General features: G+C 69.7%; 12 protein-coding genes and 2 pseudogenes. 6 read left to right on the top strand and 8 right to left on the bottom strand.

Features of this window, described 5'->3' with window-relative positions; genetic code table 11:
• Positions 1-4 precede the first annotated feature (4 nt).
• Positions 5-1,033 (top strand): LacI family DNA-binding transcriptional regulator, encoded by a 1,029-nt coding sequence (locus tag KUTG_RS42135; RefSeq protein ID WP_043725092.1) that lies wholly within the window; start codon positions 5-7, stop codon positions 1,031-1,033.
• Here the strand turns inward: KUTG_RS42135 and KUTG_RS42130 are convergent.
• A complete protein-coding gene (locus tag KUTG_RS42130; RefSeq protein ID WP_232241244.1) occupies positions 975-2,105 on the bottom strand; it encodes a low temperature requirement protein A in 1,131 nt (376 codons plus the stop codon). The genes KUTG_RS42135 and KUTG_RS42130 overlap by 59 nt on opposite strands.
• A gap of 276 nt (positions 2,106-2,381) precedes the next feature.
• Between KUTG_RS42130 and KUTG_RS42125 the strand changes: the two genes are divergently transcribed.
• On the top strand, positions 2,382-4,910 hold the full coding sequence (locus tag KUTG_RS42125; protein WP_232241243.1) for a glycosyltransferase: 2,529 nt from the start codon (positions 2,382-2,384) through the stop codon (positions 4,908-4,910).
• Positions 4,910-6,271 (top strand): radical SAM protein, encoded by a 1,362-nt coding sequence (locus KUTG_RS42120; protein ID WP_043725090.1) that lies wholly within the window; start codon positions 4,910-4,912, stop codon positions 6,269-6,271. The genes KUTG_RS42125 and KUTG_RS42120 overlap by 1 nt, the downstream gene beginning before the upstream one ends.
• A gap of 4 nt (positions 6,272-6,275) precedes the next feature.
• On the opposite strand, the gene KUTG_RS42115 is transcribed toward KUTG_RS42120, so the two are convergent.
• Complete coding sequence (locus KUTG_RS42115) at positions 6,276-6,881, bottom strand: TetR/AcrR family transcriptional regulator (RefSeq protein WP_043725087.1); 606 nt, start codon at positions 6,879-6,881, stop codon at positions 6,276-6,278.
• A 72-nt stretch (positions 6,882-6,953) separates the two neighbouring features.
• On the opposite strand from KUTG_RS42115, the gene KUTG_RS42110 reads away from it, so the two are divergent.
• Positions 6,954-7,844: a TIGR03619 family F420-dependent LLM class oxidoreductase gene (locus tag KUTG_RS42110; protein WP_043732525.1), complete on the top strand. Its 891-nt coding sequence runs from the start codon at positions 6,954-6,956 to the stop codon at positions 7,842-7,844.
• Between the two features lie 43 nt (positions 7,845-7,887).
• On the opposite strand, the gene KUTG_RS42105 is transcribed toward KUTG_RS42110, so the two are convergent.
• The 3 genes from KUTG_RS42105 to KUTG_RS42095 form a co-directional block, all read right to left on the bottom strand.
• Positions 7,888-8,469 carry a LysE family translocator gene (locus tag KUTG_RS42105; protein WP_043725086.1) on the bottom strand — a complete coding sequence of 194 codons (582 nt, stop codon included), beginning with the start codon at positions 8,467-8,469 and terminating at the stop codon, positions 7,888-7,890.
• Positions 8,466-9,194 carry a metallophosphoesterase gene (locus KUTG_RS42100; RefSeq protein ID WP_043725084.1) on the bottom strand — a complete coding sequence of 243 codons (729 nt, stop codon included), beginning with the start codon at positions 9,192-9,194 and terminating at the stop codon, positions 8,466-8,468. Before KUTG_RS42100 ends, KUTG_RS42105 begins: the two co-directional genes overlap by 4 nt.
• A gap of 89 nt (positions 9,195-9,283) precedes the next feature.
• A complete protein-coding gene (locus KUTG_RS42095; RefSeq protein ID WP_043732522.1) occupies positions 9,284-9,709 on the bottom strand; it encodes an SsgA family sporulation/cell division regulator in 426 nt (141 codons plus the stop codon).
• A gap of 145 nt (positions 9,710-9,854) precedes the next feature.
• Between KUTG_RS42095 and KUTG_RS42090 the strand changes: the two genes are divergently transcribed.
• Positions 9,855-10,919 carry a class I SAM-dependent methyltransferase gene (locus tag KUTG_RS42090; protein ID WP_043725083.1) on the top strand — a complete coding sequence of 355 codons (1,065 nt, stop codon included), beginning with the start codon at positions 9,855-9,857 and terminating at the stop codon, positions 10,917-10,919.
• Positions 10,920-11,507: 588 nt separating this feature from the next.
• Positions 11,508-12,653 (top strand): HNH endonuclease signature motif containing protein, encoded by a 1,146-nt coding sequence (locus KUTG_RS42085; protein ID WP_052396048.1) that lies wholly within the window; start codon positions 11,508-11,510, stop codon positions 12,651-12,653.
• Positions 12,654-13,074: 421 nt separating this feature from the next.
• On the opposite strand, the pseudogene KUTG_RS64575 reads toward KUTG_RS42085, so the two are convergent.
• From KUTG_RS64575 to KUTG_RS42075, 3 genes and pseudogenes are all read right to left on the bottom strand, one after another.
• Positions 13,075-13,221: pseudogene (locus tag KUTG_RS64575) on the bottom strand (LuxR C-terminal-related transcriptional regulator); the annotation flags it as partial.
• 76 nt (positions 13,222-13,297) lie between these two features.
• Positions 13,298-13,549 (bottom strand): annotated as a pseudogene (locus tag KUTG_RS64570) (response regulator transcription factor); the annotation flags it as partial.
• A gap of 37 nt (positions 13,550-13,586) precedes the next feature.
• A partial coding sequence (locus KUTG_RS42075) for a GAF domain-containing sensor histidine kinase (RefSeq protein ID WP_052396047.1) occupies positions 13,587-14,661 on the bottom strand: 1,075 nt, incomplete at its 5' end.

Genomic DNA, 14,661 nt, shown 5'->3' with positions numbered 1-14,661 from the left:
CCGCATGCCCGTCACGCTGGTCGAGGTCGCCGCCCGCGCGGGCGTGTCGCCGGCCACGGTGTCCCGCGTGCTCAACGGCAACTACCCGGTCGCGGAGAGCACGCGGCAGCGGGTCGAGAAAGCCGTGCGCGAGCTGGACTACGTGGTCAACGCGCACGCTCGGGCCCTGCTGCACGCCACCAGCGGCATCGTCGGCGTGGTCCTCAACGACGCCTCCGACCCGTTCTTCGCCGGCATCGCCCGTGGCATCCAGGGCGCGGCGGCGGAGACCAGCCGGCTGTCGGTGATCTGCAACTCCGAGGGCGACGCCGAGCAGGAATTCGCGTTCCTGGACCTGCTGCGCGGGCACCGGGCCGACGCGGTGATCCTGGTCGGCGCGGCGCCCGAGGACGAGGAGTACCGGGCGGCCGCGACCACGCGGGCCAAGGGCATGCTCACCACCGGGACGCGCATGGTGCTGTGCGGGCGGCCCTCCCCCGGTGAGGACGCGCCCGGCCACGTGGTGGAGATCGACAACGAGGGCGGGTCGGCGGCGATCACCCGGCACCTGGTCGAGCTGGGCCACCGGCGCATCGCCTACGTCACCGGCCCGGACGGCCGCACCACCACGACCGCCCGGCTGGCCGGCTTCCGCCGGGCGCTGGCCGACTTCGGCGTCGAGGCGGACGAGAACCTGGTGGTGCACGGCGACTTCAGCCGGCAGGCCGGCCGCGAGGCGGTGGAGCGGCTGCTGGCCGCCGGCCGCGATTTCACGGCCGTGCTGGCGGCCAACGACCTTGTCGCGGCGGGGGCCGTGAGCGCGCTGCGGGCGGCCGGGCGGAGCGTGCCGGACGACGTGTCCGTTGCCGGCTACGACAACCTGCCGACCGCCGTCGACGTGTGGCCGAACCTGACGACGGTGCACGTGCCGCTGGAGGAGATCGGCCGCAAGGCCATCGAGCTGGCGTTCGGCCCGGCCGACCCGCAGACAGTGGTCACGATTCCAACAGCTGTGGTGGTTCGAGATTCGACGGCCGCCCCAGCAGCAGGCTGAACACGACCAGCAGCACGACCACCACCGCCGTGGCCGGCACCGCCCACGGTGTCAGCGGCGTGAGCAGGATCAGTGCCGCCGCCCCCAGGTGCACGGCGTCCAGCACGTACTCCTTGCGCGGCCGGACCTGGAGCGCCCAGGCGCTCAGCACGTAGACGGCCACCGGCACGGCGATGGCCCAGCCGATGTGGTCGTGGGCCTCCACCGCCTCCTCCAGCCCGGCGCCGACCGCCGCGGCCGAGGCGAAGACCAGGTAGTGGCTGTAGCCCCAGATGAGCGACGTGCGCAGCGACGTCAGCAGGTAGGAGGCGGGCCGGTCGAAGTACAGCCACCACATGCCGAACACGATCAGCAGCCCGCTCGCGGCCAGCACGGCCAGGTCGGCGATGCCGGTGCCCGAGTCCAGCGCCGCCTGTGTGGCCGCGGTCGCGGCCAGCACCGACTCGCCCAGCACGATCAGCGTGAACAGGCTGTACCGCTCGGTGATGTGGTGCGGGTGCCAGGTGGTCGGCGTGGTGTGCTCGGCCCAGATCGGGACGGCCATCTCCAGCAGGGCGAACACCACGAACACCCACACCGGCAGCAGCGGCAGGGTCAGCCACAGCAGCTGGAGCACGAAGATGCCGACGGCGTAGCGCAGCGCGGTCCGACGACGTCCGGGGTCGGACTTGGCCGCGCGCAGCCACTGGCTGACCATGGCCAGCCGCATCACCACGTAGCCGGCGATGACGATCCGCCAGTCGTTCTCGAACGCCCGCTGCACGCCGGCCGCCATGATCAGCACGCCGGTGATCTGCACCAGCGTGGTGGCCCGGTAGACGCCGTCGTCGGTGTCGTAGGCGGTGGCGAACCAGGTGAAGTTCATCCACGCCCACCAGATGGCGTAGAAGATCATCGCGTAGTGCAGCACCCCGGTGCCCGGGTGGTCGCTGCCCAGCGCGTGGTGCAGCTGCGCCGCCGCCTGCGAGACGGCGACGACGAAACAGAGGTCGAAGAACAACTCCAGCGGGGTCGACACCCGGTGCACCTCGTGCATGCCGCGGGCCCGCATCGGCCGGTACCACGTAGTCACGCCGCATACTCTCACTCACCACCGGTCGGTCCCGCTCGCTGACCCACCGAATGGTGGTTTCCTGCCCTTGTCACCGGCTCTACCGGCTGCACTTCCACCACCGACTCGTCACCATGATTGGCCCCGGCGGTCCAGGTCGGCGCAGCCTCCACGCTGGGGCGACAGCCGGCACATCGTAGTCCTGGCCCGGCGGACCCGCAGCGCCTGAGGCAAGTCCGGGCAGACCTGGCCGCCTGACCGGTCTTCCGGACCCGTGACCGGGTTAGCGTCAGGTGTATGTCGGTGCTGTGGGGAATCTCGTTCGACGCGACCCCGATCTCCGGACTCGTGGTCGAGTTCGTGAAGACGGCATCGGTGTTCCGCGACCGCGGCCACCGCGTGCACCTCGATCTGGGCTACGACATCAAGGCCGACAAGAACGCCTTCTTCCGGCCCTACCGGGAAGAGTCCTCGGCGCTGCCGGACTGGGTGCGGCTCGACCGGCCGGATCTGGCGGGAATCGAGGGATACCACGGGGAATTCGTCGCCGACGTGCTGCGCGAGGTGGTCGGCGCCGGCCGTTCCGAGCTACTGCCCAGGGTCGAGGCGCTGGCCGTGGCGGTGGCGGACCGGATCGTGGCGGCCTGGCGGCGGGCCGGCGTGACGTTCGTGGTGGTGGAGAACGGCACCCTGCCGGAGAACATCACCTACACCAAGGCCTTGTACCAGGCGATCGAGCGCTACGGGCGGGAAGAGGGCCTGGGGCGCTTCGTGCTCTGGCGTGACCACGACCTGATGTGGCAGAGCGAGCCCGGCACCGGGAAGTACGGCCGGGACCCGTATCCGCACGCCGTGCCGCCGGTCGACTCGCCGCACATCCAGTACGTGGCCCTGCACGACGAGGCCAGGCGGAAAACGCTCTCCTGGGCGCCCGGGCTGCACGACATCGCGGTGCTGCCCAACACCTTCGACCACTCGCCGACCCGGCCCGACCCCGGTTTTCGGCCGCACTTCGGCATTCCCGCCGGCGCCCCGCTGATCGCCCGCTGCACCCGGGTGATCCCGCAGAAACGCATCGACCGCGACCTGCACCTGATCGCGCGGCTGCCGGGCGTGTATCTGTTCGTGGCCGGCGATCCCCTGGAGGATCCCACCGAGCACGCGAAGCTGAGACGGCTGGCCGCCGATCTCGGCGTGGCCGACCGGGTGGTGTTCGGCGGCCGGCTGGCCCCGCGCGAGGTGCGGACCGGGCGAGCCTACTCGATCCGGGACCTGTTGGCCGAGGCCACCCTGGCCTCGTTCCTCACCTCGTACGACTACGAGAGCTACGGCAACCCGATCGGCGAGGCCATCGCCTCCGGGGTGCCCTACCTGACCAGCGACTACGAGCTGTACCACACGGTGTACGGGCATCTCGGCTGCCGGGCCCCGATGCTGACCGCCGACCTGCCGGACCAGTCCTTTGTGGACAGCGTCGCCGAACTGCTGCTGGACGAAGGGAAGCGTGCCCGCATGGCGGAACACAACCACCGGATCGGTCGCGAGCACTTCGACCGGGACCGGACCGAGCAGCTGGTCGACGACATGCTGGCCACCCGGGCCCGGCTGGCCGTGGTGCTGCCCGTGTTCAACGAGGCGCACAACCTGCCGGCCGTGCTGGACAGTCTCCTCGCCCAGGAACTGGACCAGGAGCTGTACGAGATCGTGTTGGTGGACAACAACTCCACCGACGACACGGTGGCCATCGCCCGAGCCTTCGCCGCCGCCCACCCGGAGCTGAAGATCCACCTGCTCGACGAGGCCGAGCAGGGCGTGGCCTGCGCCCGCAAGGCCGGCATGGACTTCGCGGCCAAGCGCCTCGGCCGCGCCGCCGGCACCCGCTACTACCTGGTGTCGGCCGACGCCGACTGCCGGGTGGACCGGCGCTGGCTGCCCGAGTTGTTCCGCACCATGGAGTCCAACAAGGCGGCCATCGGCGTCTGCGACTACTACTACAACCCCGAGCACTTCACCGCGCGACCGCGGCTGTGGGACGCGATCCAGCGCACCCTGCGCTGCCGAGCCGTGACCTTCGCGCTGTTCGGCGGTTTCCCCGACGGCAAGGGCTTCGCCGTGGACCGGGACGTCTACGAGAAGGTCGGCGGCATCGAGATCTTCTACCAGCTGCACAACGGCCGCTTCGTCAACCACCTGTCCGACGACTGGGATTTCGGCATCCGGGTCCGCGGCTCGGGCGAGGACATCGTGTACGCGCCGACCTCGCGCGTGGAGATCAACCCGCGCCGGGTCGACCATGCCATCGACGAGGTGATCACCGGCCGGGCCTACGGCAACGACGGCATCATCGTCATGCGGGACATCCGGCCCGAGCGGGCCAGCCGCCGCGACGTCGACCTGACCGAGGCGGAAGCCCAGCAGGCGTGGGAGTTCTCCATCAAGGACTTCACGCCCAAGAACACCATCCTGCCGCTGCTGCTGACACCGTCCCTTCTGGACTCGGCCGACGTGATCGAGTTCTTCGGCGCCGACCTGGCCCAGCGGCTGCACGAGCGCATCGAGGAGATCGCCGACGAGATGCGGGTCGTCGACTTCACCCCCATCCACGTCTACAAGACGCCTTCGTACCGGCTGTACTTCGAGTTCGCCGACGAGATCTTCGCCCGACTGCGGGCAGGAGTCGGCGAGGACATCGGCCACCCGCCGCCGTTGCCGGCCTGCTTCGACGAGGTGCCGCCGGACCGGTTCCGGGAGTTCGTGCGCTACTACTGCGAGGACCGCGAATCCGGCGAGGCCCACAACCATTTCGGCAACGGCGGGGTGTTCTGATGCTGGACGCGTTGTTGGAGAAGGAGAACGCCCATCTGCTGGAGTACGTGACGCAGGATCCCTTCGGCGCGCACGTGTTTCCCGGCGACACCCCCGACTACTCCCCCGAGGCCTTCCTGGCCGACCTGGACCTCCAGCTGCGGGACACCGCCCCGATCCACCTCTGGTCGTACATCCCGACCTGCGCCTACCGCTGCCGGTTCTGCCAGTACCCGGTCGTGCTGGTCAAGGGCGATCCGAGCAAGCTGACCCAGTGGGCCGACTGGAACATGCGGGAAGCCCTGCTGTGGCTGGACAAGGTGCCTGCGCTGGCGTCGGCGCCGATCGGCGAGTTCAACGTCTTCGGCGGCACGCCGTCGCTGCTGCCGCCGTCGGATATCGCCCGGCTGCTGAACTTCTACCGTTCGCACTTCAACTTCGGCCCGGACACCACGGTTCGGTTCGAGGGCGATCCCAGCACGTTCACGGTGGAGAAGCTGGAGTTGTTGGCGTCCTTGGGATGCACCAAGCTGTCCTGCGGCGTGCAGTCGTTCGACGACCCGGTGCTGAAGCTGTGCGGCCGCGAGCACACGTCCCAGATGTGCGTCGACTTCATCCGCCAGGCGCAGCGGGTCGGGTTCGAGCGGATCAGCATCGACCTGATGTACGGCCTGCTCGACCAGACCGTCGACAGCGTCCGCCGCGATCTCGACGTGGTGCTGGAGACCGGCGTGAACTCGGTGGTGTGCACCAAGTTGCACCTCAAGTCGTACGCCGAGACGCGGACCGGTGTCGCCGGCGAGAAGCCCGCGGCCTGGCAGGTCGACAGCTACCGGGCGCGCCTGGAGAAGGACGGCCACTTCTGGCCGACGCTGGACGAGCAGTACGAGATGCGGGCCTTGCTGACCGAGGGCCTGCGCGCCGCCGGCTACGTCGAGCATCCCACGATGTACTTCGCGTCCGGCGGAATCGGCCCGGAGAAGTGGAAGTCCATCATGGTCGACCAGGACCGCCAGGACGCCGAGGTGGCCATCGGCCTCGGCGGCAGCTCCAGCTGCCGGCGCTCCGAGGCGATCACCGACGTCAACTGGCAGACCTACGCCGCCGCCGTCGAGGCCGGCCGGGTCCCCCTCGGCTCGGCCACCGCCTTCTCCCCCGAGGGCCAGGAGACCCGGGCCATCAAGATGGCGCTGACGTCCTTGCAGCCGCTGCGGGATTCCCTGCACCGCAACCGTTTTGGCCGCTCCCTGTTCGACGAGCCGTGGGCCGGCCGGTTCCGTTCCCTTGCCGATCGCGGCTTCGCCCGGCTCACGGAGGACGCCGTGACGCTGACTCCGGTCGGGGAAACCCTGGTGGAGGCCATCATCAACACGGAGTTCTGAGCCGTCAGGACTTGAGCAGCGACTGCCGCGCCGACTCCGCCAGCCAGGCCTGGGCGCGGTCGAAGTCCCAGCCGCGGTGGCCGACCATCGTGTACCAGCCGGGGCGGCCCAGGTAGAACCACAGCACGTCCAGCGCGCCGTCCCGGTCGAGCTTGAGGGCGTCCAGCTCGATGAGCCGGTCGACCACCTCGGCCAGGGCGGCCAGATAGGACGCTTCGGCCTCGGCCAGCACCGCCTCGGCGCACGGCTCGCCCAGGTTTCCGCTGGTCAGGGACCAGACGAGGTCCCAGTGGCGCTCGTGCGAGTCCCGGGTGCCGGCGGCCAGCAGGCCGATGACCTCGTGCGGGTCGTCCGTGGCCAGGACGCCGGCCAGAGTCCGTTCGACGGCCGGATCGGTGACCGCAGGCTCCAGCACCGCCCGCAGGATCGCCGCCTTGCCGCCGGTGCTGCCGTACACCGTCGGCACGGCCACGCCTGCCGCCGAGGCGATGTCGGCGACGGTCACCTTGTCGTAGCCCTCGGACACGAACAGCCGGCCCGCGGCGTCGAGGATCGCCGCGCGCGTGGCCTCCGCGGCGTCCCGGCGCCGGGGCGAGTGGTAGGTGCGCATCGCCCTCGATGGTACATCGGCCATAGATATGTATATTGACAATAGGACCCTATGTTCAACGGAGGCTCGGCGATGAAAATCGGCTTCGACCTGCCGCATGTCGGCATCCACGCGCACCGCCCCGACGGCATCGCCCTGTTCGCCCGTGAGGTCGAGCGGCTGGGGGCGGACAGCCTGTGGGTCGGCGACCGCCTGTTCGCCGCGGTCGACCCGCAGGTCAACTACCCCGGCGTCGACGGCATCCCGACCGAGTTCCGGTCCAGCCTCGACCCGTTCGCGGTGCTCTCCATCGCCGCCGCGGCCACCACCCGGCCGCTGCTGGGCACCAGCGTGCTCATCGCCCCCTGGTACGCGCCGCCGCTGCTGGCCCGGTCGCTGGCCTCCATCGACCAGTTCAGCGGCGGGCGGCTGATCGCCGGCCTCGGCATCGGCTGGGCGCCCGAGGAGTACAGCGCCGTCGGCGTGTCGATGAGCGAGCGCGGGGCCCGGCTCGACGAGAGCCTCGACTCGCTGGAGGCGTACTGGACGACCAACCCCGTCGAGCACAAGGGCCGGTTCTCCAGCACGCCCCCGAGCTGGGTCGACGTCAAGCCCGCGCACCGGATTCCCGTCTACCTGCCGGCCTTCTCCTCCGCCGGCATCGCCCGGGCGGCCCGCCGGGCCGACGGCATCCTGCCCGCGACCGCGCCGGGCTTCTTCGACCCGGCCATGATCACCGGCTTACTGGGACAGGTGCGGGCCGGGGCCGAGCAGGCCGGCCGGAATCCCGCGGACATCGACGTCATCCTGCGGGTCAACACCAAAGCCGGCGAGTCCGTCGAGAGCATCGTCGACGTGCTGGTGCGGGCCCGCGACGAGGCCGGCGTCGAGCACGCGTTCGTGGACCTGACCTTCCGCGACCGGGCCGACAGCGTCGAACACGCCATCGAGCTGGCCGGACAGATCCTGGAGCAGGCCAGGTGACCCCGTTCGAGGGCAAGGCCGCGCGAGCAAGGCCCCTGAAAATCTAGGCCGTGACGGCGGCGCGGACGCCCAGCGTCACCAGAACCACGGCGGTGACGCGTTTCGCCCAGCGGCGGAACACATCCGTGCTCGGCAGCTTGCCCACCACGAACGCCCACATGGACAGCCAGACCAGGGCCAACAAGGCGTGCGCGGTGACCAGGACGTAGATCTGCACGGCCAGATTGTCCTGCGGTGTGACGAATTGCGGCACGAGCGTGAGGTAGATGGCCGCGGCCTTGGGGTTGAGGACGTTGGCCAGCACGGCCCGCATGTAGGTCGGCTCGGTGCGAGGCCGGGTCTTCGGTGCCCGTCCGGCGAACCAGGTCCACAGGCCGAGGCCGATCAGGTAGACCGCCCCGACCACGCGGACCACCGCGAAGGCTTCGCTGGACTGCATCACGATCGCCGACAGGCCCAGCACGGCCAGCGTGGCGTGCACGTACAAACCGGTGATGGTGCCGCCGATCACCGGCAGCGCCCGGCGCCGGCCGCCCTGGATCAGCAGGGCGACACTGGCGCCGGGCGTGGCCGTGATCGGGAAGACGGCGGCCAGGAACCCGGCGACGGCGTAGGGCTCGATCATGCGACCCGGAAGTGCGTGGTGATCCGGTCGTCCTCGACGACGTGGAACGCGACGCCGGGCGGCTGGGCCCAGTTGTCCAGCGAGCCGCCCTCCCAGGCCATGCGCAGCGCGAACGTCACCGCCGGCGCGACGATCAGCGGCTTGCCGGCGAACGTTGTGGCGCAGGCGGTGTGGGCATGGCCGGCCAGGACCGCGATCACCTGCGGACGGTCCCGCACCAGCGCCGCCAGGCGGTCCGGCTCGTGCAGCAGGATGCCGTCGATGAACGGCTCGTGCATCGGGGCCGGCGGATGGTGCAGCGCGATCAGGGTCGGCATCTCGTCCCGCAGGTGATCGCGGATCCAGCCGACCGTCTCGTCGTCGAGGAAGCCGTGCCCCCGCCCCGGCACCGTGCCGTCGACCATCAGGATGTCGACGCCGCCGACCGTGTGCCGGCGGTTGATCGGACCGCCCGTCGGCTCCTCGCCCAGCAGCGCCTTGCGGTACGGGCCGCGGACGTCGTGGTTGCCCGGGCACAGCAGCACCGGCACCGGGACCGTGGCGAACAGCTGCGCCACCTCTTCGTACTCCGCCTCGGCGCCGTGATCGGCGAGGTCGCCAGTCACCAGCAGCGCGTCCACCGGCCGTTGCAGGCCGTCGAGGTAGTCCACCACCCGCCGCGCCCGGGCCGTCGCCCGCGCGGACCCGTCCAGATGCAGGTCGCTGATCTGCGCCAACAACACCATTCTGCTCCCCCCCTAACGGAAGCGACGGCGCCTTCCGTTAGATCACGCTAGGGTTTCGACGAACGGGCGGTCAAGCAAAAGGCCCACGCTCAGCGCCGGTCGCGGGACATCAGGGTGGTGAGGGCGTCGTCGACGCTGACCCACAGCTCTTCCACGCCCGGCGGCACCAGGTCGTAGGTGTGGTCCAGGAACTCGGCCAGGTCCTCCGCGTAGGCCTCGAACATGGCCATGCCGGCCGGCGAGCTCACGACCAGCGACACCAGCTCGATGTGATCGTCGGCCGGGCCCACCCGGACATCGCCCTCGCCCACGTCGGTGAGCAGGCCGTCCGCGAGCAGGTCCCGGGAGAAGCACCACTCCACCGTGCCCGACGGGCCGCAGCGGAACCCCGCCGTCACCGCGTACGGATCGCGGGTGTCGTAGCCGAGCTCGACCTCGACCCGGACCGGCCACCCTCGTGGCACGAGCAACTCCAGCATCACCGTCGCGCGGAGCGTCGCATGGTCGTTGTGCAAGGTCTTCCACTCCTCGGACTGCCGTGGCAACCGTAGGACTATGCCCCCACCCCGCCCCGCCGCGCAGCCGCTGTTCCGAGGTGCGGAACATTTCCGACTCTCGGCGCGCAGACAGCGGCCCTTGATCGCCGCTACGCTGCGGCGCATGACCGCTTCCTCCCTGCCGGAGACGGATCCTGTCGCCGCGCGACGCCCCCAGTACCTCGCCGACATCGCCGCCGGGCTCGACCGCTTCTTCGAGCCCCGCCGCAGCGACTGCCCCTGGTGCTCGTCGGCCCGCCTCACCACGCGGCTGCGCACCGTGGACCTGTTGCAGCACAAGCCCGGCCGGTTCGAGCTGTCCCAATGCGCCGACTGCCACCACATCTTCCAGAACCCCCGGCTCAGCCTCGCCGGCCTCGAGTTCTACTACCGTGACTGCTACGACGGTCTCGGCGAACAGCAGATGGCCGCCATGTTCGAAGGCAACACCACCGGCCTTCAGGACCGCGCCGCGCTGCTCACCAAGCACCACGCCCCCAAGCGTTGGCTCGACGTCGGCACCGGCCACGGCCACTTCTGCAAGGCCGCCTCGGAAGTGTTGCCCGACACCGAGTTCCACGGCCTCGACATGAGCGCCGGCGTCGAGCTCGCACAGGAGAAGGGCTGGATCACCCGCGCCTTCCGCGGCAACTTCCCCGAGATGACCGCCGAGCTCGCCGGCAACTACGACGCGCTCAGCATGTTCCACTATCTGGAGCACACCCTCGACCCCCGCGCTGAGCTGTCCGCCGCAGCCGCCGTTCTGCCGCCCGGCGGCCACCTCGTGATCGAACTCCCCGACCCCGAGAGCCGTTGGGGCCGCCTGCTCGGCCGCTACTGGATGCCCTGGTTGCAGCCCCAGCACCTCAACCTCATGCCCATCGCCAACCTGCGTGCAGCGGCCGAGGAAGTCGGCTTCACGGTCGTGGAGGAGCAGCGGGCCGAGCCGCACGGGTCCATGGACATGATCGCCGCCGTCATGCTGTGGGCCAACTGGGTCGTCGGCGGCAACAACGTGCCCTGGCAGCCCAAGCCACCCAGCCGGCTCCATCGCCTGGCCCGCAAGGCCAGCATGGTCGTGTCGGTGCCGTTGATGGTGCTGGCGTTGGTGGGCGACAAGGTCTTTGCGCCATGGGGGCGTAAGCACGGGTGGTCGAATGCGTACCGGGTGCTGTTGGTGCGGTCGTAGGGGCTGGTTGGTTGGTTGGTAGTTGGTTAGTTGGTTGGTTGGCGGCCGTGGTGGTGCGTTGGGTGTCCGCACCGCGCGGTTGCCGGTCGGTTGGTTGCCAGGTATGGCGGCGAGGCGACCGCCGTTGCCTGGTGATCGGTGGCCTGGCCGCACTGTCGGAGCTGCTGGCTGCCCACAGGTTGTCAGCGGTAGAGCCATGTCGGCGCGGTGGGCGTCCGCACCGCGATACACGGCCCTCGGTTTGCAGGCCCTATCCGGCGCTGACTTCTGAGTCGTGGTGGTGCGTCGGGTGTCCGCACCGCGCAGTCGCCGTCTCCGCCCACTCTCTCTTCAGCATACGGTGCTGAAGTGGAAGGGGCGCGAGGTGGGTGGGCGGGCGGATTGCGTTGCGCGACACCGGGTGGGTGGGTGCGCGCGTTTACTGATGGCTTGGGACGGGTCGAAGGGTGGGGGGTTCGATCATGGAGAGGGAAGCGTTGCAAAAGGGGTCGGAAAGCGCTTTCCAGCGAGGGAGATTTGGGCCGCCACGATCGTGTATAGGTTGACGCGTAACGGAAATCGATCAATTCGGAGGGGTAGAATAGGGGCATGTCAGCGAATCCTGAATTCCCTGCCGACACCGAAGGGTGGCAGCACGGCGAACTGGAGCTGTGGCAAGCAGGCGAAGAAGCCGAAACCCTGTACCGGGCGACCTACATCCAGCAGCTGGAGCGCATCTGGGAGGTGTGGGACCGATCAGTGAAGTCGAAAGAGGACCGGACCTCCATCGTGTCGACAATGGTGGTCCGCTGGCGGCTCACGATCAGGGAAGCCCGTGAACGGCTTCGGTACGCGGAGTTGTTCCACAGCCAGGCGATCCGCGAAGCAGGCCGCGCTGGGGTGTTGGACCGGCAGCATCTGAAGATCATCCACGAGACGCTGCGGATAGCGCCGGCGGTCGAGCGGAACCGGGTTGAGGCATCACTGTTGGAGAACGTCCAGTTCGACGAGGGCGAGTTCAAGAACATCGCGCAGCGGATCCTGTTCCACCTCGACCAGGACGGCAAAGCGCCGGACGACCGGGAGTTGCGGGCACCGAAGCGGGAGTTCCGTTTCGAACGCAAGCTGGACGGCAGCATGGTGTTCTGGGGAAGGCTCGACCAGGAGTACGGGGCGAAGATCGCGGCGATGCTCAGCGCGCTGGCCAAGCCGACCTTCGGCAAGGATCCCCGCACGACAGCGGAGCGGCAGGGGGATGCGTTCGCGGAGATCATCGAGCTGGCCTCCCGTAGTGAGGGCCTGCCGGAGCAGGGCGGTGAGCGGCCGCACCTGACGTTGTCGATGTCGTTCCAGGATTTCATGGACAACACGGGTGTGGCGAAGGTCGAGGGTGGCGGCGTGATGAGCGCGGCGGAGGCACGGCGGATCGCCTGTGACAGCACGGTGATGCGCCTGGTGCTGGGGGCCGGTAAGGAGATCCTGAATGTGGGGCGGCAGCAGCGCACGGCCCCGAAGGGGATCCGGAAGGCACTGATCGAGCGGGACGGCACCTGCGCGTTCCCCGGCTGCGCGACGGAACCGGCGCGGTGTCACGCCCACCACGTAGTCGAATGGGCCAATGGAGGACCGACCAGCCTGGAGAACATGGTGTTGCTGTGCGGGGCACACCACCGATTGATCCACCACAGCCGGTGGACGGTGAAGATGGTCGATCAGCGGCCGGTGTTCTCTGACGGGCTGGAGGACGCGGGCTGAGGTCTGCGCCTTCGCCGATCTCCCCTCGGGCCGACCGCAATACCGGATCCGAGCCCCGCACCCGCACAGCCTGGCTCCGGGCCCTGTACCCGCTCGGCCTGGATCCAGGCCCCGCGCCCGTACGGGCCCGTACCCGCACGGCCTGGCACGCCAGACACGGCCCGGCGGCGACCGCATCCGTGGCAGCGCTACCCGGACAGCGGCAAGAGGGCCGGCGCACCCGGCCATCGCATAGCCGCAACCGCCGAAGCGACGCCAGAGAGCAGCGGCTGGCCGCGTGGCCTCTCACGGCTGGCTGAGGCGCGGGGGCTGGTCGAGGAGGCCGGTGCGGACGGCGTGGAGGGCGGCCTGGGTGCGGTCCTGAGACGCCGAGCTTGGAGAGGATGGCGCTGACGTGGGTCTTGACGGTCTTCTCGGACAGGACGAGGGAACGGGCGATCTCGCGGTTGGAGCGGCCACGGGCGAGCTCGGAGAGGACCTCGCGCTCGCGGGCGGTGAGGTGGATGCCCTGGGGAATGGGAATCGCCGGCGGCGAGGAGGCGGGCGACGTCGGGGTGGAGCAGGACATGGCCGGCGTGGACGGCGCGGATGGCGGCGGCGAGGGCGGGAGGGTCGACGTCCTTGAAGACGTAACCGGCGGCGCCGGCGCGGACGGCGGGGAGCACGGCGACGGGGTCGGTGAAGCTGGTGATGACCAAGACCCGGGCGGGGCTGCCGGCGGAGCGAAGGCCATGCAGGGCCTCGACACCGCCGGAGCCGGGCATCTTGAGATCGAGCAGGACGACGTCGGGATGGAGCTCCAGGACGGCGTCCACACAGGACTGACCGTCGGCGGCCTCGCCGACGACGGTGATGTCCTCTTGGAGGTCCAGGAAAGTGCGCAAGCCCTGGCGCACAACGGGATGGTCGTCAACGACAAGCACCCTGATCGGATCAGCCACCGGTCGCCACCTCCACCCGGACGACGGTCCCGACGCCGGGAGTGGACGTCACGGTGAGACGGCCGCCGACGGAGCGAGCGCGTTCACGCATGGACGAGAGACCCAGCTTCCGGGCGGCCTGCTCGGAACGGGCGGCGTCGAAGCCGACACCGTCATCCCGCACCTGCAAGACGACCAAGCCGTCGCCGGCGGAGAGGTCGATCTCCACATGGGCGGGCTGGGCGTGCCGAAGGGCGTTGTGCAAAGCCTCCTGAGCGATGCGGTACAAGGCCTCACGGCGGGCGGAGGTCACCTTCGGCACGGGACAACCGACGAAGGCCACCTCGGCCTCGTGCACACGATTGAGCAACTCGGCCTGCTTACGCAAAGCGGCATCGAGGCCGTCGCCGGACAGGTCGACAGGGAGCAGACCGACGACAACGGCGCGGAGCTCATCGCTGACGTCGGCGGCCAAGCGGCGGACATTGTCGATCTCGACGACGGCCCGAGCGGGATCACGGTCGACCAGAGCAGCGGCGGCGTCGGCGGTGAGACGCAAAGAGAACAGCTTCTGGGTCACGGCATCGTGCAGCTCACGGGCGATCCGGTTGCGCTCGGCCACAATGGACAGTTCACGGCTGCGCTCGTACAAGCGGGCGTTGACGATGGCGATGGCGGCATGACCGGCCAACAACCGAAGCAGCTCCTCGTCCTCGGCGCTGAAGCCGCCGGGCGTGTTCTTGTTGGCCAGGAACAACTCGCCGAGGATCTCGTCGCCGTCGGTGATCGGCATGCCCACGAAGTCGGTGAGCACGGGATGGGCGGCCGGCCACCAGTCGAACTGAGGATGCTCACGGATATCGCTCAACCGCACGGGATTCGGGTCACGCAGCATGAGACCCAACAGGCCGTGCTGGCGCGGCACGGGGCCGATGGCCTTCCACTGCTCGTCGGTGAGGCCGTCGGCCAGGAACTCGGCGAACGAGCCGTTCTCGTCGGGCACGCCCAGAGCGGCGTAACGGGCGTCGAGCAGCCGGCGCGCGGAGGTCAAGATGGTCTGCAGCACCTCGCGCACCGAGCGCCGCGCG

It is taken from the genome of Kutzneria sp. 744, from assembly GCF_000568255.1.
Lineage (GTDB): Bacteria > Actinomycetota > Actinomycetes > Mycobacteriales > Pseudonocardiaceae > Kutzneria.
The sequence above is the reverse complement of the archived record's forward strand: the minus strand, read 5'-3'. Positions and strand labels throughout refer to the sequence as shown.